Raw genomic sequence first — 16,664 nt, 5'->3', positions numbered from 1 at the left:
GTCGGACGCAGGCAGTCGAGGCGATCGCTGCCGCCAGCCCCAGCGCGAGGCTCTGTGATCACCGGGGAGACCTGTGCCCGTCCTTCCGTCATGGCTGACCGAACCGCTGTGGGACCAGTTCTCGGCGCTGCTGCCTCAGCGGCCGCTCTACCACCCGGACCATCCTCTGCGCTGCCACCGTCCGCGCATCAGTGACCGGATCGTGTTCGACAAGCTTCTGCAGTTGCTGCGGTTCGGCTGCCCCTACGAGGCGATCGCTGACACGGCCTGCTCGGCCAGCACCATCCGCAGCCGTCGCGACGAGTGGATCCGCCTCGGCATTTTCAGCCAGTTGAAGCAGACCCCGCTCGACTCCTACGACCGCATCGTCGGCCTAATGCTGGATCAGGTCGCCATCGATGGCTCCATCACCAAGGCCCCCGGCGGTGGTGAGGCCGCCGGGCGCTCCCCGGTCGACCGGGGAAAACAGGGCCTGAAACGCTCCGGCATGACAGACGGCTGCGAAATCCCGCTCGGCCGTGTTCTGGCCGGGGCGAACTGTCACGACTCTCCGCTGTTGGGCCCCGACCCTGGACTGGCCAGGCCGACCCACCACGCCCGTCTCGCGCGGCGCACTGGGAACCCCTGATCTTGGAGCGGAGCCTCAGGGGCCGTTCGCCATGCAGCGATGGGAATCCAATACCAGGTCCAGTCCGTGACGTTGGTGCGCACGATCTCGTTGTGGTGTCTCAAGCCAGATCGGAGTCCTTGGACATGCCAAGAGCCCCGGCACGGCCTGTCATTGGTCGGCGGCAGCAGGAGGACCGGCGGGGGGAGGCGGCGTCGCGCACGAGCCGGGCGCTGAGATCTTCTTCAAGGAGCGCCAGGTTCCACGGGGCGAGGTCACCATGCCCCACGACAGCGGTCATGACTGGTTGTTCCCTACTTGTGGGCGTGCTCGCCGACGTAGAACAGCAGCCACACGAACCCGGCGAACAAATGCGTGCCGAAAATGTAGAAGAAGGCCCGCAGCGCGACGCCGCTCTCCTTCTGTTGCTCCACGTCTTTCGCGGCCTTCTTGCCGCGTACCGGCCGCGCGTCGGTGGTCTCGTCACTCATCGCGTCACCTCCACAGTCGTCACGAACATCGCAAGCCTCACCTGGGGACCTCGAACCGGACAAGAACGATCTTCCCGCTGTGGTGGAAGGCCGGCTCACAGCTGAGGTCCCCGTCGTAGTCCGCGGCCAGCTCGGCCACCATGCGCAACCCCGCGCCCATGCCGTCACCGGACAGCTCAGGCATGGAGGGCCCGGTGTCCTCCACGCTGATCACCAACTGTCCCGAGCCGACCGTTATCCCGACACCGGCGAAGGGTGAGCGCGGCGCGTGCCGCAGCACGTTGGCGACCAGCTCACTGACCACCAGCAGCACCACATCGGCGAACGCCGACCGGGCCATAACCCCGGCCTCCGCGAAGCGTGCAGCCACCGCCTCCCGGGCCCGGGCCACCGCCTGCGGTCCCACCGGCACCGACACGACATGCCGCCGCACCTGGGGCGGCACATGCTCCACCGCCGCGACCGGCTTGCCCCTGCGCCACGGCCGCAACCAGCCCGTACCCGTCACGAGGTGGCCGCCTCGTCCGCCTCATGCAGCTGCGCCAGCAGGTCCTGCTGCCCGGCCAGCAGCGCCGACAGAATCCGCCGCGCAGCGGCCAGCAGCTCCGCGACGTCCCCGCCGGCCAGCTCATACACCACGGTCGAGCCCTCCCGGGTCGCGGTCACGATGCCGGAGCGGCGCAGCACCGCCAGCTGTTGAGACAGGTTCGACGCCTCGATCTCGATCGCCGCCAGCAGATCCCGCACCGGCAGCGGCCCGTCCTGCAGCAGCTCCAGCACCCGGATGCGCACCGGATGCCCCAGCATCCGGAAGAACTCCGCCTTCGCCTGATACAGCGGAACCGGCACCCCGATCACCCTTCCTCCGCCCCGACGTCGATCCCGTGTTTCCGGGCCAGCCGCAGCGCATCCTCCAGCTCGCCCTGCGCCAGCGACACCTCGTAGGCATCCTCCGCCTCCAGGGCCGCCTTCAGCGCCTCCCGCGCGTTGCGCACGCGCTCTTGCAGCGCCTCGGTGAACCCGCCCACTACTGACCGCTTCCTCCGTGACTTGTTCACCACGGCAACTAGCGAATTGAAGAACTCTTCAATTCTAGAGGACTCTGCCCGCAAGAAGGCCATTCCTGGCTACAGCAGCACCTCGTGGCGCGTCCTGTCTGGTCCGTGTCCGCCAGGGATCCGGGCTCAGCTGCGCCTTCGGCCCGAGCACGGCAACGGCCCTCGCGGCACGACGACGGAGCCTGGGTTCCTCCGCCTGCGGTGGATCACCGCGCCCCGCAGGTAGTTCAGCCGTCCGAGCGCGGCAGCTGCCAGTACGTGGAGCAGCACAACCAGCGGCGGCCACGGCACGGGGACACATCGATGCCCCCCCTTCCTCAGCACGTCCTCGCGCGAGCCGTCCTCACCGGCCGACCGCGGCTGCGGGAGAGCCCCCGGCGGGACACGTCGGCCGACAGGCCGATGGGGGCGCCGGGCGTCCGTCGCTCGAAGGGCCTCACGCCCAGCGAGACCGCCCCTCGCAAGGCTGCCCGTTTCCTCATCTGCCCGTTGGCGGCGCGAGATCGTGAGCGCATCCCGGGTGCCCAAGGGGTGGCGAACCGTCCCTTGGGTACCCGGCGCATGGTCAGGCGGCGCGCACCCGGATCAAGTGCGACTGCCCGGCACGAGCTCCCTTGAGGCGAAGCTGGGCAAGCTCGCGCCGGATCTGGGCTGGAATCGGTCCGCCGGCGGCACTTCCTGATGTGGACCACCCTGGGCCTCTGCCGAGCCGACGCTGACCGCTGGGGGCGGTGAGTCCGCTGGCCACCGCAGCGCGGGAGGCTGACAGTTCAGAGCAGTACGCTGCCGCGTCGTCGGCGTCAGCGGTCGGCACGGGGTCCACGTGCCGGCTCAGAAGTTCTCCCCGGAAAGGCGCCCACGCGGCGAGGATGTCGCCCGGCTCGATCGGCCGGAACTGCGCCGAGCGATCACCCTCACGCTGTTCGTAATAGCGGCGTACCGCGCGGGCCGCATCCCAGTGGCACGCACTAACTGTGGAGGGGACGTTGGCCAGTGGTGTGGCCCAGTTGCGTATGGTCTCCGCGGCTTGCTGCTCGTTGGTCATGTGGCGTCGTATGCGACCGTCCAGCTTGCCTGCATAGGCCAACAGGGCTGCGATTTCACCGTGCTTCACTCGGCGCCGCCTTCCGACGCGTAGGTGCGGACCACAGAGCGGATACCCGGCCAGCCGAGGGCAGATGCAATGGCTCGGAGATTGTCCACCCCCCGCCCCTCGCCGGTGGCGGCATCGTCGGCTTGGTGCCCGACGTCGATCGGCGCGTACAGCCTGCTGCTTTCGGCGACCGACGAGTGGTTCAACAAGGCTGCGGCCTCCCGGCGGTTCACTGGGCGATTCCTTCCTGCTCGGCGAGCAGAACGAGACCTGCGGTCAGGAGGTCGGTGTGGCTGTGAGGGGTGGTGGGGCGCAGATGAAGGACGTTCGCGCCTCGGTCTGCGGTGTTGTCCGGCCTGTGGTCGAGGTCGCCCCAGACCTTCAGCCAATAGCGGGCCGGCTTGGGCATGTCGGCTGCGCCACCTCGGTTCAGGGCGCGGTTGACGAGCACGGCGACGCCGTGCCGTTCCACTAGGCCCTCCGCCTCCCGCTGCTCACTCGTTCCGCCATTCCATCGGACGGAAATCCCGGCCGTCTGCAGGGCGGAGTCAAGTTGCTGCACTCTGCAGGGGAGGACAGTGGCCGAACGGGGCGTGCGCTGCTGTTCCTTGTGTTCTTCCTGGTTCTTTGCGTTCTGGGGGCAGATATCCGCTCCCCCGGTGATCGGTTTCCGCCCCCCACCGGGACCGGATTCCGATCCTCGGCGGGCCGGTTTCCGATCCGGGGCGAGATCCGGCCCGGACCGGATTCCAACTCCCTGGAGACCAGGCTCTTGGGACGTGAAACGAGAGTGCCCGACGGCATGTGGAAGGCGGTACACCGTCTCGCCACGAGGCCCCTTGGCGCCCACGACCATCTCCAGCTCGCCCAGGGCAATCAGCTTGTCGATCGATTCCCTGACGGACGTACGTGACGCGTTGACGTATCGCATGAGCATCGCTGTACCGGCGTAGGCAGTGCAGTCGGGGCCGGGGCACTTGTCCGCGATGGCCACCATGACCATGCGGGCGTTGCCCTTGGCAGCGGACCGGTTCCACACCCAGTCCATGGCGTCGAGGCTCACGCGACGACCACCTTGAGACAGTGAGGCTGGGTAGGCTTCTTCATGAGGAAATCTCCGTGCGGCGGTACGGGGCGGGCTTGGTCGTTCGCACCCCGTGCCGCCGTTCTCTCGTAGAGGTTTAGAACGGGGACGGCATCACGCGGCTTGAGTCTCGCCAGGGCTGGTGTGGTCAACCGGGATGGGTTCAAGGCCGAGGTAGCGCAGCAGGTCGTAGCGGGTGACCCGGTAGGCGCGGCCGTGTTGGAGGACGCGTACCGGGTAGGTGCCGGTCTTGGCCATGAAGTAGCCATTCGTCCGGCCGATGGCCAGGGCGCGGTTGGCTGTCTCCAGGGGGAAGCTAACCGGCAGGGCGAGCAGCTCGGTGTGGGTCATCTCTCGGGTGTGCTGGGCGTGAGCCACTCACGTCTCCGATCATGTCGATTTGCACAGTCGACGGTTCGAATCGACCTTGATCACAAAGTACGTCACCGAATGACACGACGCAATCTGATGCGCTAGCGTGTCGATATGCACAGCCACGAGATCTTGAGCGACCTGGTCGCCGACCAGATCCGGATGCACCGCACGCGCCTCGGGCTCAACCGCGAACAGCTCGCGGAGGAGTGCGCGCGGATCGGCGCGCCAGAGCTGACGTATGCGGCCATCACGAACATCGAGACCGGCCGCCGGGACAGGGAGGGCAAGCGCCGCCGCGAGGTCACCGTCGACGAGCTGATGACCTTCGGGTACGCGCTCGGCGTGCCGCCGCTCCTGCTGGCACTGCCGCTCGGCAGCGCGGACCGTGTGCCGTCGCCTGCTCGTTGGGGCGGGTTGCACCCGCACTACGCCTGGCGATGGATCACCGGCGAGGAGCCGCCGGCCTTCCGCACCGCAGAGGGCCGGATGGTCGTCGACGACACGAGTATCGGAGGCAAGGACGGGCCGGACCGCATGGGGGTCTGGCAGAAGGTCTCCGTGCCCGCTGATGTGTACCGCAGCCTCCAGGCCGCGCAGACCGCGCTGCGCAAGGCCAGCGGTCAACACCACTTCGCCAGTGAGCGGCACGGCGAGAACGCGGCAGAGACTCAGAAGGCCCGCGGGGCGTACCTCGACCGGCTCCAGGACCTCGCCACCGTGCTCAACGAGATGACCGACCTCGGTCTCCGTCCCCCTGCCTATGACGCCAAGTGGGTTGATGACATGCGGCAGTTCGAGATGCTCAAGCGCCCCGAGGCCGTGCAGGTCTACCAGCCTGCGAGCAAGGAGGGCCGGGGTTGAGCGGCTCGACCTTCCGGAGATGCGCGTGCCGGAACCCGGAGACAGGCAAGCAGTACGGGCAGTCGTGCCCGAAGTTGAAGAACCGGCGTCACGGCCTGTGGAACGTGCGCCAGGAGCTGCCGCCCGGCGAGGACGGGAAGACCCGCCGCATCTTCCGCCGCAGCGGCTACGACTCCCAGACGAAGGCGCAGGGCGACCTCGACAAGTTGCGCGCGCTACTCGCGACCCCGGACGAGGACGACGCCGACGGTAGGCAGCGCATCGGCGATCTACTCGCCCAGGTGTCGGCCGACAAGGAGCCGATACCGGACTACGACGAGACCAAGCGCCGCTTCCCCCCGGGGGAGGGGGGCTCGACAAATGGATCGGGGGAAAAAAGCCCCGCCGCAGGACGACCGGCGGGTACGCCTCGCACATCAAGGTGCACTTGAAGCCGCGCATCGGGCACATACGGCTTGACCGGCTCAACGTCCGCCACCTGGTCCGCATGTTCGAGGCCATCGCCGACGAGAACGAGGTGATCGCGGCCGAGAACCAGCAGCGGCGCGAACAGGTCGTGCGATGCAAGCCGAGCAAGGCGGGACGACCCGTCGCAGCCGAGCGGGAGCGGCTCGCCGCCGAGCGGGCCAAGCTCGCCGAGATGAAGCCGTACTGCCGGATCACTGGACCGGCGACGCGGCAGAGCATCCGGCGCACCCTGCGCGCCGCGCTCAACTCCGCGATCTCCGAGCAGCTGATCACCTTCAACGCCGCTGCCCACGTCGAACTCGAATCCGGCAAGCGGCCCAAGCCGCTGCTGTGGACCGCCGAGCGGGTACGGCGCTGGCGCGAGACGGGCGAGATCCCGAGCGCGGTCATGGTGTGGACGCCGGAGCAGTTCGGGGAGTACCTCGACGCCGCCGAGGACGATGACCTCTACGCCTTCTTCCACCTCGTCGGGACCCGCGGCCTGCGTCGAGGCGAAGGGGTCGGCCAGGACTGGACCGAGGTCGACCTCGTCGGCGGCAGCATCACGCCGGCCAAGGAACTCGTCGTCGACGGCTGGGACGTGTACGAGTCCGAGCCAAAGACCGACGGCAGCGCGAGCACGATCGCGCTCGACAGCCTGAACGTCACCGTCCTGACGGCGCATCGGCAGCGCCAGGAGGAGACGAAGCGGGCCCGACTCGCGCGCGGCGAGACGTGGCACGACACCGGCAAGGTCTTCACTCAGGAAGACGGCTCGTGGCTGCACCCCGAGACCGTCTCCGAGACCTTCCGCCGCATCCTCGCGACCACCGACCTGCCGCCCATCACGCTCCGGGACCTGCGGCACGTCGCCGCGACCCTCACGCACGGTGGGGGCGGCGACATCCACGCGGTGAAGGAGACCCTGCGGCACTCGACCATCGCGCTCACTTCGGACACGTACACGAGCCTGCTCCCGGAGCTGGATCGGGAGATCGCTGAGAAGGCCGCCCAACTCATCCCTCGCCGGGCCGCCCGCACTCCCGGGCTCACCTCGCTCACGCACGGGGGCCGAGAACGCAGAAGCGCCCCGCCCAGCAAAGCCAGACGGGGCACTGAAGCGCAGGTCAGGAGCTATGAAGCCCTTCCCGCGACCGGTAGGCCATGTCGGACTCGAACCGACAACCAACGGATTAAAAGTCCCGGCAAGATCATGCCAGACGGTTTTGACCGCTCCCCTGTCGTCCTATTTTGCCTAGTCAGCGAGGACCGGCTTGCTGGTCGGTCCGGCCCAGGATGGCGTGTGCTCGCGCGTCCGCTCACGCATCGCTCACGCATTCAGCGGGGCTGACCAGCAGTGCAGCGTTAGCCATCTACTCGCCAGCAGGAGTTGTTCAGCCGCGTTGCGGGATCGCTTCACGACCATCCCAACCCGTATGGCCCACCCTACGTTCCCGACCAGCTAAAACCCTAGCGGAAGCACTGCCGAAGGGTGCCTCCCACAGGATGGAAAACACCAGCGCAGCATCACGCAACCATCAGTACAGAAAGAACCAGTGACAGCAGACGCCACTTCACCGAGTGACGATCACCCAACAGGAATCGAGTGGCAGTTTCGAGCCAAGGCTTGTGCCAATCGAATGATTCCGTTAGGTGCCTAGGAAGGTTCAGGGCAGGGGTGCCCGATGGTGACACCTGGCCCGTTTTACTGGCTAGTGTCCCACGCGACCTCTCTTCGGGACGGTACGTGACTGGCCTGAGGAGGGCTCCACTTGGCGATTATTTTCAGCCGTTTCCTTGTTCGAGTAGGCCAAAACTCCTTGATTCCCCGCCGGTCAACCAGCAAAGATCTCGTACCGCTGCACGCATCTGATAGTGGATGCATGCCGAGGGGGAGGCTCGTAGTGATTTCTGTCAATTCGATGCAGTATGTGGTCGTTCAGTGTGCCGTCTGCGCAGCTCGCACTAGCGGAGCGCCGGGCACTCGATTTCTGAAGTGTTTACGCCGAGGGTGATTGCGGGGCGTAGCTACCTGTGGCATCGGTAGATATAGCCGGACCGGCGTTCTTCAGGACCGTCGGGCAGTAGGTAGCATCAGGTTTCCGTGCTCATTGCGTTGCGCATCAGTGCTGATGTATATGCAGATTCTGACCCAATCTGCGGCGATTGCAATGTAATTCTTTGCGCCGGTCGAGAGCCGTCACCTGGGCAGGAAGTCGCGCTATCAGTCACGATAGTGCGCCTCGAATCCGGAGGTGCCGAGCATCAGGCTGTTTCATACTCTTATGCGGCATGGACTACAACGGGGGGAAGATCGTGCCAAAGGACTTTAACACCACAGACCAGGAAAACTGCTGCTCCGGGATGCCACTTCTGGGGCTCCTCGGTGAAGTAGACATATCTCGACTGACCGGCAGAGAGCGGGAAGTGTTGCATCTGCTGGGAGTGGCTAGCAGTAATATGCGCATAGCGCACCGTCTGGGAATTTCGGAGCGCACCGTTAAAAAGCATGTGGCAAATATCCTGGAGAAGCTGGGCCTTTCCTCCCGATTGGAAGCCGCCCTGGTGGCCATAGTGCAGCATGACCTGGTCTGCCTGCAATAGGTGTCCTTCCGGACACTGGCCTCAAGCACACCGCCCCAATGTGCACTATCGGGCTGTGATCCCAATCCGCAAGAATCATGCATGCCTGCCGAGAAGTCCGGTGGGTCGGCCGGTCATTCTTCCTCCTTGTTGAGTGGTTTCGGCAATTTCATCACGCATGAGGAGAGTTCTGTGCGGAAGAGTGTGCGTTTTGCCTCAGCGGCGATTGTAGCTGCCATTGCGATTGGGGTTGCCGGCCCTGTTGCGACAGCGGCAGAGCAGGAACCGGTAGTTCCTGTCGTGGCTGTTGCAGGGGACGAGGAGTACGAGACCGTTGAACTGACGCAGGCCGAGCTCGATGAGGTGCAGGCTCTCTCGCAGGAGATCCAGAACGATGCCAGCCTCACCCAGCAGGCCGAAGGCCGGGGCGATATGGCTGCCGCGCAGGCCCTAAACGCAGGCGCGGGCAAGAAAATAATCAAGCTGCTCCAGAAATCCCCGAAGGTCTTCAAGGCGGCGATCCGGTATGCAAAGGCCGGGAACAAGGCGTTCAACGGCTGGATGTCTAAGCAGAACTGGGCAATCCGTGCCGCATGGTGGGCTCTCAATGGCAGTGCGCAGAGCTGGGTAATTGATTACCTCGCCCACCAAATATCCTGAGTTCGCCCCCGACCTGTACGGGGGACGGTGGTACGGCGCTATACAAGGAAGGATTCCCAATGTCTCGTACTGTCTCACGCAGGTCGGCTGTTCAGGATTCAGTAGCAGTGTTCGGCACCTTGCCAGTCATTCTGGCAGGAATCCTGCGTATGGCTTCGCGACATGATCACCCTGGCTATCTGGCGTGGGCCTGGGGCCTTCAAGGAATTGCTCTGTGCTTCATCGTAGCCGGCTTCATCATTGGCGCCGTCAAGAACGAAAAGCCGTCGCCGGGGATCTGGGGCGTGCTGGCGATTTGGGTAGTGTGCGCCATATTTGGCCTCACATACAGCACATCATGAATCTGTAGGGAGGATTCAGGGCCTGCCCCCCCCCCGGCCTGGGGGGCGGAGGACCCCCCTCCCGATTCTTGACGCTCTTCCCTGTCGCTTCTATGTGGCTCAGGGTCCGTACTTTGTTAACTTGCCGTGCGTGCACTGCTCGACGAGATTACACCCCCCAGTGGGGCCTTTAGTTGACACTCGGTCGCATGTGCGTAGTGTCGATCTCGCTGGGAAATCGCCTTCGCCTCCTTTTGGGGAGTCTCAAGTGGGCTACAAGACTCGGAGGAACTATGAAAATCTGGAAGACCTCGGCCGTGGTGGCCGCAGCTCTCGGACTCACCCTTGGGGTGAGCAATGTCAGTCAAGCGGATAGTCCCTATGAGACAACCCGCAACGTCGGTACTGGCAAATGCCTCGAAGTTCAGAACTCCAGTTCGAGCAACGGTGCGCCGGTTCAACAGTGGTCCTGTAACGGACAGTCTGGCTCCTACTGGGCGGGCTATATTGCCGGTTGGGATGGCAATGAGCCGTATTCCGTAATCGTAAATAACAGCGGAAAATGTCTGGAGGTTGCGGACTCCCGCACGGATTTGGGTGCGCCCGTGCAGCAATGGGATTGTGTCTCCAAGCCAACCCAGCAATGGTATTGGAAGACCGGATGCCAGGGTCATCACTTCCTTGAAAATAGGAATAGTGGCCTAGTCTTGGAGGTGAATAATGGCACCACGGCTAACGGTGCAAGGGCGCAGCAGTGGGGTGCTGTAGGGTCGCTCCACCAATGCTGGGACCGCCCTTAAGGAAGTCTCTCAGGTTGGCATGTGTGAGAGGGCCCCGCCCATATGGGCGGGGCCCTCTCACACATGCCAACCACCGGCGTCGCTGAGGTGATAGGAGTGGCGACCTATCAGTTGCAGGCCGCCTCGGAGGGAGCGAGGGCTGGGGGAGTCAGCCTTGATGGTCGACGCCCCAGACCAAGCGTTTAGAGCTGCTCAGCTCATCAGGCCCTGGACGAATCGGAGTACGGAAAGTGTCCGGCCCCGTTCGATGCCAGTGGGTTCGGCTCCGATCCGCCGCAGTACGGCCTTCGTTTGCTCTGCGACGGTGCTCTCATCCAGGCCGAGCAAGTGAGCCATGGATGCGTCCGAATGCCCCTGAACCAGGAGCGACAGCACTCTTCGCTCGCTTCGGGTCAGATGTTTCAGTTGGCTGTTTCCGGCAGGCTGTGCATCAAGATCGATGTCCATCGCCGTCCCGCCAGCTACGACGCGTCTCAGCGTTTCCATCAACTCCGCACCATCGACGATCCGCCGGTTTGAAAGATACCCGAGACCGCATTCGGCGTTACCCAAAAGCTCGATGGCGTGGCAGCGATCGACGAGTGGTGACAGCAGCATGACAGAGGTTGAAGGCCACTCTCGCTGGATCACCAGGGCAGCATATAGTCCCTCGTCCGTGGCCCCCGGCGGTCTACGGAAATCCAGAAGGACGGCATCCGGTCTGTGTTGCTCAACAGCCCTCAGCGCGGATTCTGCATCCTCCACCACGGCGACAACGTTATAGCCTGAGGCGATCAAGAGATTCCGCAATCCACGCCGCAGGAGGGGGGCACCCTCGGCGACTACGATCCGCATGGCAGCTCCACAGTGATAACCGTCGGGCCTCCGACCGGGCTGGAGATACTGAACCCCCCGTCGACTGCTGCGACGCGCTTGGACAGGCCAATGAGACCCGACCCGCCTGATGGGTCAGCGCCCCCGCAACCATCGTCCCCTATGACAACGAGCAGCGTCGCGCCGATGCGCTCGACGGTGACATCAACCCGACTGGCCTCGGCATGCTTGACGACGTTCGTCAGCGCTTCAGAGACCACAAAATAGGCCGCGGACTCGATGGTCGGGCTTGGGCGCGACGGCAAGTCCACCATCAGCCTGACCGGGATGGGTACGCGGCCCGCGATTCCAGAGAGGGCAGCATCCAGCCCTCGGTCTTCGAGGACTGCGGGATGCAGGCCGCGTACGAGGTTGCTCAACTCCACGATGGCCTCCTTCGCTTCGCGATGTGCCTCGTCTATGACGTCCCAGGCGTCTTCAGGGAGATCGGAGAGCTGGACCCTGGCCATCCCGAGATTGACTGCGAGTGACACAAGGCGTTGCTGTACGCCGTCGTGCAGGTCCCGCTCAATTCGACGTCGTTCTGCGTCCGTTGCTTCGATGATGGCAGCGCGGCGCTGGGTGAGCTCGTCGACCCGGGCGACCAACTGTTCGGCGAAGGTGGGCCTGAGAAGGTTCATTGCCATCCGGATGTCACATCGCGCAAGCCGTATCGACAGGCACGCAGCGCTGTACACCGCAGTTATGCCCGCAACCGTGACGTAGGCAGCCTGGGTTGAATAGCCGACATCACTCATCCGCCAGTTGGCTGGCAGCGCCCACACCCAGAGATAAATGGTCGAAGCCCCCACTCCTGACAGCCACAGGAGCATGAGAAGGACCGCACCCAGCGCAACCAACGGTCCGACCAGCAGATGGTATTGCACCTGCCGCAAGGACATTCTGGCCTGCAGCCAGGATGTCGCGCGCTCCCGGAGTGTACCCCCCTGCTGGCCACTAGCCAGCAAGGGAAGCTCAACCCCGAGACCCCTGAACCGGCGGCGCTGAATAGCAGTGAGAAGTGGTGACGCAAAGGCAAGAGAAACGAGTGGTATGAGAATAGCGATGAGGACGCTGAGCGCCTGGCTTGGCCCGCCGGTAAGCCAGGGGACCCCGATGACCAACAAAGCCACAGCCTGCACAGGGATGCCGGCGACCAGGAAGGCAATGTATCGCCGGGACTCGCTGAAGGGCCGCAGCACACCACGCGCGGCAGAGGGGAGGTCCATGTCTAGGACGCTATCTCCGTGAGTCTCGGGGCACGATAACGGTGCTGCCAGCCTTGATGGTGTAGCTAGTACCACCAGTGCCTTGGTGAGTCGCTGTGCCGGTTCTACGCGCTGCCTGCCCTCCCGGCCATCGACGCAACCAGCCCACCTCGGCCGTCACGGGAGGCCGCCGACGATCTCGCCGCCGGGTGGCCGCGCCTCGACGGGACATCGGACTACTCGACCGTGGCGACGCAGTCCGTCCTCGACGCGCACGCACGTGCCGACTGGGCCGCCGCCCGCCGGCCCGCCACGATCCCCGAAATCACGGTCGCCCTCCACCGCACCCCGCTCTCGCCCGCCCTGCTCGGCTCGACCATCCGGCTCCGGATTCGTGACCTGTGGTGGCCCGAGGGCCTCGACGCCCGGTACCGGATCGTGGGGCTGTCCATCCATTTCCTGGTCAGCTGAGGTTGGCTTGCTGGCCGGTCCGGCCCAGAACAGCACATGCCGACGCGTCCGCTCACGCATGAGCCCGACGGCGCCGATGCCATGAGTGGATCTCTAGAGCGCCAATCACCGGGCACGGGCGGGTGCCAAGGACAGCCTTGGGCGCGTGAACATGCGGCCATCCGCGAAGTAGAGGTGTCCTTCGAGACAGGCTGCGCAGTCAGCCTGCGACACGATCCGCCAGCAAGAGAGCAAGAGGGCCGGCCTGGAGAAGGAAGCGACCCTCCCCAGCAGCTCGGATGGCGTCCGGCATGAGCCACCATGACAGTTTGAAGTCCTCTTCTGTCGGGGTGAGTTGCTGCGGGCCCAAGGTCAGCCCGCGAGCTTCGTAGAGGTGGATGCGGGCTGTCGAGTCCAGAGTGATCGCGTACGTCCCAAGGGGGCGCCAGTGGTCTGCGGTGATGCCGGCTTCCTCGCTCAGCTCGCGCCGTGCGCACTCCTCTGCGGTCTCGCGGTCCTCCCGGCGCCCGCCTGGCAGGAACAGGTACTCGCCGCCCTGACGCGGGAAGTTCGCTGTCAGGATGGCCACTTGACCTTCCTCGTCCCGTGCCACGATCACCGAGGCGTCGCGGAGCGGGCGGGTGCGTTCGTCGCTCATGCCCCGCGAGCGTAGCGGGGTTCAGCCGCGCACCAGGGCCGCGTACGGCACGTTCATCACGACGGGATGGGCGATGCCCCGGCCGTGGAAGCCGTCCTCGCCAAAGGCGTCGCCGTGGTCCGCGCACAGGATGATCAGCCAGCGGCGGCGGGCCGTGAGCGTGGTGATGAGGCGGCCCAGGTGCTGGTCCGCGTAGGCCAGGGCGGCGCGCTGGGAGGCGGCGCTGTCGTGGCTGTCTCCGAGGTAGTGGCCGTGGGGGACGTGAGTGGCGGAGACGTTCACGAACAGGAAGAGGGCTTGCTCGTCGAAGAGGTCGGCGATCTCCAGGGCGCGGTCGACCTGGTGGCGGGTCGAGTCGGGGTCTGGGGAGCAGAAGTTGGGGCGCCAGTGGTCCTCGTCGAACATGTCCGGCAGCACGGAGCCGAGCGGGGTCTCGCGCGAGAAGTAGGTGACGCCGCCGACGCAGGCGGTGCGGTAGCCGTGCTGGCCCAGCCCGGCGAGCACGTTCGGGGCGTCGAAGACGAACGTCTCCGGCGGGACCGTCTTGAAGGCGGGCGGGCGGCATTCCCACAGCCGGGTGGGCTGTTCGGGTTGCGGGAGTTTGGGCAGGAAGCCGGAGAAGAAGGCCATGTGGGCGGGGAGGGTGAAGGTGCCGGGTGTCTGCCGTCGCTCCCAGCCTCCCTCGGGCAGCAGCTCGGCGAGGTGTGGAGTTGTGCCCTCCTCCAGGGCGGTGCGGGCGCTGTCGTAGCGCAGTGAGTCCAGGGTGATGAACAGGATCGGGTCCCGGTTGCCGATGATGTCGGCAGCGTTGATCACCGCGCGGCCCCTTTCTCTTGCTCGGCTGGGTGCGGGTAGTGCTCGATGCGGCCCTTGGCCGTTTCGTTGACCGGGATGGGGACACGGTCGCTGGCGATCAGGTGCCGGATGCTCGCAAGGCCGGTGTCCTCGTCGAGGGGTTTGCCGTCGGGCCCGTACAAGACGATCGAGACGGTCTCCTCGCCCTCCGGTCCGGTGGTGGAAACGCGGGCTCCCGGCACGCCGCCCAGCTCGGCCATCGCCCGCAGCAAGGTGTCCTCGTCGGCGACGCGGAGGGTGAGCACCGTGCAGGCGTAGTGCTGGGCGTTGATCGCCCCCCGGCACAGCCGCTGGTGAAACAGGACGCTGGTGGCACGGCCGCCGTGGGCGACGGCGATGCGGTGGGCCTTGAGGGTGGTGACGAGGCAGGCGCCGAGCCACCAGCCAACCGCCTCATGGATCTCGTCGGGGAAGCGGCCGTGTGCGCCACCGTCGCGGATCACCGCGTCGGCGTTGATGGGGTTAAGCACGGCCGCCCTCCACGTACGTGAGGATCTCGTCGGCGAGCTGGTCGGGGGTTCGGCCGTCGGTGTCCAGGACCACGGCGGTCGGGTCGCCGGCGGCGACCGTCTCGAAGTTCGCGAGCAGCTGCTTGAGCCGGTGGGGGACCTCGAAGAGGTCTGTGTCGTCCTGCTTCAGGTCCTGCTTGCTGCGCATCCGCTCCCGCAATGCCTCCTCGGAACAGCGGAGATAAAAGGTGCGGTCCGGGGCGGCCAGGTAGTCATCGAACGGGTCGAGCAGGCGAGTTACGTCCTCCGCTGCGACGCCGTGGGCTGCTGCGTGGCAGGCGATCACGGACGACCTGTACCGGTCGGCGATGACCGGTCCGGCCGTGAGCTCCTGTCGGGCCCGGTCCGAGGTGTGGAGCAGGCCGGACAGGTAGAAGCCGAACTGCGGCAGGGCGCGTAGCCGCAGCCTCGCCTCCTCCGCCCATCCCTGGTGCGGCAGTGTCAGCGTGTGCAGAGCGGTCGCGCCGAGCCGCTTGGCCAGGACGCGGGCGAGGGTGGACTTGCCGACGCCGGAGACCCCTTCCAGTACGCCGAAGAAGCCGCGAGGGAAGTCGTCGTACGGGATAGGTGCGTACGCGGGCGGAAGGCTCACAGGGTCCCCTCGGTGAAGGCGGTGACGTGGCGGGCGACGGCTTCGGCGAGCCGGTCCGGGTCGCTCAGCGCGTCTTTGATGTCCAGGCGCAGATCGCCGCGCAACAGGCAGGGCTGGAGGCCGGCGGCGTGGTCGGCGCGCAGGGCCCAGAAGCCTTCGACGCAGTTCGAGCGCACGGGGCAGGTGCCGCACTGGCCGACGTGGTGGCGGCCGAGACCGCGTTCGATGACGTCGATCTCCACCCCGTCGATGCGGAAGACGCGTCGGCCCTGGCCGACCCCGGCGACCTCGATGTGCTCGTCGGTGGTGAGGGTCCGGAGGTGCTGGACGATCTGCTCGGCCGGGACGGCGTTGTCGGCGTCGCCTTCGTTGAAGTCGGTGGGCACCAGCTCGATGAACTGCACCGGCAGGCTGCGCGCCAGGGCGTGGTCGAGGATGGCCCGGACCTCGTGCTGGTTCTGGCGCAGCAGAAGGCAGTTCAGCTCGACCCGTTCGAAGGTCTCGCGGGCGGCTTCGATCCCGTCGAGGATCGGCGCGATGCCCGTGCGGACCCCGGCGATGTCGAGGAGCGAGGCGTCGGAGAAATAGTGGAGCGAGACCTTGACCTTGTCGAGGCGGGTCTGGGCCAGCCATTCCTGGTTTTGGCGGATGCGGGTGCCGTTGGTGATCAGCGTGTACGAGCCGTCCGCGCCGATCTCCGGGAGGTTCGCCAGCACCTCGCGGGCCAGCGGCGACACCAGCGGCTCCCCGCCGCTGAAGTAGCCGCGCCGCAACCCGGCCTTGATCATCGCCCGGATGAAGGTCAGGAAGTCCTCGGCGGTCACGACACGGGGCCGTGGCTGCTTGGTGCGGTCGCGCAGCGTCAGGGGCGGCGGAACGTCGTCCTCGTTGTGGCAGAAGAAGCAGCCGAGGTTGCACCGGGGAGTCAGGGAGATCCGGAACTGGCCGCGCAGGGCGGCGAAGTTCCGCAAGGCGGTCCAGTCGACCGCCTCGGGGGCGGCCAGGGCTTCGGTAGTGCTCACGGCGTCCTCCGGACGAGTGGGCGGGGTGATGGCAGGTGCAGGGGCGGCGGGGTGGGCCGATGCATACGCGCTCGGCGGGTGCCGGCCACGGCCCGCCCGTTCTCGGGGGAGGCGTGGCCGTGACCGGCGTGGGCGCCGA

Annotated in this window: 21 protein-coding genes and 2 pseudogenes; 8 read left to right on the top strand and 15 right to left on the bottom strand. The window is 66.0% G+C overall.

Translation table 11 applies throughout. The features are described from left to right. Nucleotides 1-73: 73 nt before the first annotated feature. Nucleotides 74-565, top strand: a pseudogene (locus ADK54_RS14065) (transposase); the annotation flags it as partial. 356 nt (nt 566-921) lie between these two features. Here the strand turns inward: ADK54_RS14065 and ADK54_RS46750 are convergent. The 8 genes from ADK54_RS46750 to ADK54_RS14040 all read right to left on the bottom strand — a co-directional run bounded on the left by ADK54_RS46750 (nt 922) and on the right by ADK54_RS14040 (nt 4,684). After that, nucleotides 922-1,098: a DUF6126 family protein gene (locus ADK54_RS46750; RefSeq protein ID WP_199826954.1), complete on the bottom strand. Its 177-nt coding sequence runs from the start codon at nt 1,096-1,098 to the stop codon at nt 922-924. A gap of 37 nt (nt 1,099-1,135) precedes the next feature. Then, nucleotides 1,136-1,606, bottom strand: coding sequence for an ATP-binding protein (locus ADK54_RS14060; protein ID WP_234392054.1), 471 nt, complete (start codon nt 1,604-1,606; stop codon nt 1,136-1,138). Then, on the bottom strand, nt 1,603-1,947 hold the full coding sequence (locus tag ADK54_RS14055; protein ID WP_053725988.1) for an ArsR/SmtB family transcription factor: 345 nt from the start codon (nt 1,945-1,947) through the stop codon (nt 1,603-1,605). Before ADK54_RS14055 ends, ADK54_RS14060 begins: the two co-directional genes overlap by 4 nt. A gap of 5 nt (nt 1,948-1,952) precedes the next feature. Beyond that, nucleotides 1,953-2,126, bottom strand: a complete 174-nt coding sequence (locus ADK54_RS46745; RefSeq protein ID WP_199826953.1) for a hypothetical protein — start codon at nt 2,124-2,126, stop codon at nt 1,953-1,955. Nucleotides 2,127-2,721: 595 nt separating this feature from the next. Next, on the bottom strand, nt 2,722-3,201 hold the full coding sequence (locus ADK54_RS45955; RefSeq protein WP_234392053.1) for a hypothetical protein: 480 nt from the start codon (nt 3,199-3,201) through the stop codon (nt 2,722-2,724). Nucleotides 3,202-3,266: 65 nt separating this feature from the next. Further along, nucleotides 3,267-3,482: a hypothetical protein gene (locus ADK54_RS14050; protein WP_053725943.1), complete on the bottom strand. Its 216-nt coding sequence runs from the start codon at nt 3,480-3,482 to the stop codon at nt 3,267-3,269. After that, nucleotides 3,479-4,312 carry a hypothetical protein gene (locus ADK54_RS45950; protein ID WP_159047758.1) on the bottom strand — a complete coding sequence of 278 codons (834 nt, stop codon included), beginning with the start codon at nt 4,310-4,312 and terminating at the stop codon, nt 3,479-3,481. Before ADK54_RS45950 ends, ADK54_RS14050 begins: the two co-directional genes overlap by 4 nt. Before the next feature lie 135 nt (nt 4,313-4,447). Continuing rightward, entirely contained in the window at nt 4,448-4,684 is a 237-nt protein-coding gene (locus ADK54_RS14040; protein ID WP_053725941.1) for a hypothetical protein, read from the bottom strand. Nucleotides 4,685-4,819: 135 nt separating this feature from the next. Between ADK54_RS14040 and ADK54_RS14035 the strand changes: the two genes are divergently transcribed. The 6 genes and pseudogenes from ADK54_RS14035 to ADK54_RS48785 all read left to right on the top strand — a co-directional run bounded on the left by ADK54_RS14035 (nt 4,820) and on the right by ADK54_RS48785 (nt 10,379). Beyond that, nucleotides 4,820-5,569, top strand: coding sequence for a hypothetical protein (locus ADK54_RS14035; RefSeq protein WP_053725940.1), 750 nt, complete (start codon nt 4,820-4,822; stop codon nt 5,567-5,569). Then, nucleotides 5,566-7,061 (top strand): annotated as a pseudogene (locus tag ADK54_RS14030) (site-specific integrase); the annotation flags it as partial. The gene ADK54_RS14035 and the pseudogene ADK54_RS14030, both read left to right, overlap by 4 nt. Before the next feature lie 1,247 nt (nt 7,062-8,308). Next, the gene (locus ADK54_RS43360) at nt 8,309-8,620 is read left to right on the top strand and encodes a helix-turn-helix domain-containing protein (protein ID WP_078966371.1); all 312 of its coding nucleotides are present in this window, start codon (nt 8,309-8,311) and stop codon (nt 8,618-8,620) included. Nucleotides 8,621-8,701: 81 nt separating this feature from the next. Further along, entirely contained in the window at nt 8,702-9,259 is a 558-nt protein-coding gene (locus ADK54_RS45945; protein WP_159047757.1) for a hypothetical protein, read from the top strand. Nucleotides 9,260-9,366: 107 nt separating this feature from the next. After that, nucleotides 9,367-9,600 carry a hypothetical protein gene (locus tag ADK54_RS45940; protein WP_159047756.1) on the top strand — a complete coding sequence of 78 codons (234 nt, stop codon included), beginning with the start codon at nt 9,367-9,369 and terminating at the stop codon, nt 9,598-9,600. A gap of 188 nt (nt 9,601-9,788) precedes the next feature. Next, a complete protein-coding gene (locus ADK54_RS48785) occupies nt 9,789-10,379 on the top strand; it encodes an RICIN domain-containing protein (protein ID WP_078966370.1) in 591 nt (196 codons plus the stop codon). Nucleotides 10,380-10,571: 192 nt separating this feature from the next. On the opposite strand, the gene ADK54_RS43350 is transcribed toward ADK54_RS48785, so the two are convergent. Both ADK54_RS43350 and ADK54_RS14020 read right to left on the bottom strand, forming a co-directional pair. Further along, entirely contained in the window at nt 10,572-11,213 is a 642-nt protein-coding gene (locus tag ADK54_RS43350; RefSeq protein WP_078966369.1) for a response regulator, read from the bottom strand. Next, on the bottom strand, nt 11,201-12,460 hold the full coding sequence (locus tag ADK54_RS14020; RefSeq protein ID WP_053725938.1) for a sensor histidine kinase: 1,260 nt from the start codon (nt 12,458-12,460) through the stop codon (nt 11,201-11,203). The genes ADK54_RS43350 and ADK54_RS14020 overlap by 13 nt, the downstream gene beginning before the upstream one ends. Nucleotides 12,461-12,685: 225 nt before the next feature. Between ADK54_RS14020 and ADK54_RS14015 the strand changes: the two genes are divergently transcribed. Beyond that, nucleotides 12,686-12,910 carry a hypothetical protein gene (locus tag ADK54_RS14015; RefSeq protein WP_053725937.1) on the top strand — a complete coding sequence of 75 codons (225 nt, stop codon included), beginning with the start codon at nt 12,686-12,688 and terminating at the stop codon, nt 12,908-12,910. A 199-nt stretch (nt 12,911-13,109) separates the two neighbouring features. Here the strand turns inward: ADK54_RS14015 and ADK54_RS14010 are convergent, their stop codons facing one another. From ADK54_RS14010 to ADK54_RS13990, 5 genes are read right to left on the bottom strand one after another with little or no spacing between them, the layout of a single operon-like run. Further along, entirely contained in the window at nt 13,110-13,547 is a 438-nt protein-coding gene (locus tag ADK54_RS14010; RefSeq protein ID WP_053725936.1) for an NUDIX hydrolase, read from the bottom strand. A 21-nt stretch (nt 13,548-13,568) separates the two neighbouring features. Continuing rightward, complete coding sequence (locus ADK54_RS14005; protein WP_053725935.1) at nt 13,569-14,363, bottom strand: STM4013/SEN3800 family hydrolase; 795 nt, start codon at nt 14,361-14,363, stop codon at nt 13,569-13,571. Continuing rightward, the gene (locus ADK54_RS14000; protein WP_053725934.1) at nt 14,360-14,872 is read right to left on the bottom strand and encodes a hypothetical protein; all 513 of its coding nucleotides are present in this window, start codon (nt 14,870-14,872) and stop codon (nt 14,360-14,362) included. Before ADK54_RS14000 ends, ADK54_RS14005 begins: the two co-directional genes overlap by 4 nt. After that, nucleotides 14,865-15,503, bottom strand: a complete 639-nt coding sequence (locus ADK54_RS13995; protein ID WP_234392052.1) for a dTMP kinase — start codon at nt 15,501-15,503, stop codon at nt 14,865-14,867. Before ADK54_RS13995 ends, ADK54_RS14000 begins: the two co-directional genes overlap by 8 nt. Next, nucleotides 15,500-16,525, bottom strand: a complete 1,026-nt coding sequence (locus ADK54_RS13990; RefSeq protein ID WP_053725933.1) for a radical SAM protein — start codon at nt 16,523-16,525, stop codon at nt 15,500-15,502. The genes ADK54_RS13995 and ADK54_RS13990 overlap by 4 nt, the downstream gene beginning before the upstream one ends. Between the last annotated feature and the right edge of the window lie 139 nt (nt 16,526-16,664).

This window comes from Streptomyces sp. WM6378, assembly GCF_001279695.1.
In the GTDB taxonomy this organism is placed as follows: Bacteria; Actinomycetota; Actinomycetes; order Streptomycetales; family Streptomycetaceae; genus Streptomyces.
The sequence above is the reverse complement of the archived record's forward strand: the minus strand, read 5'-3'. Positions and strand labels throughout refer to the sequence as shown.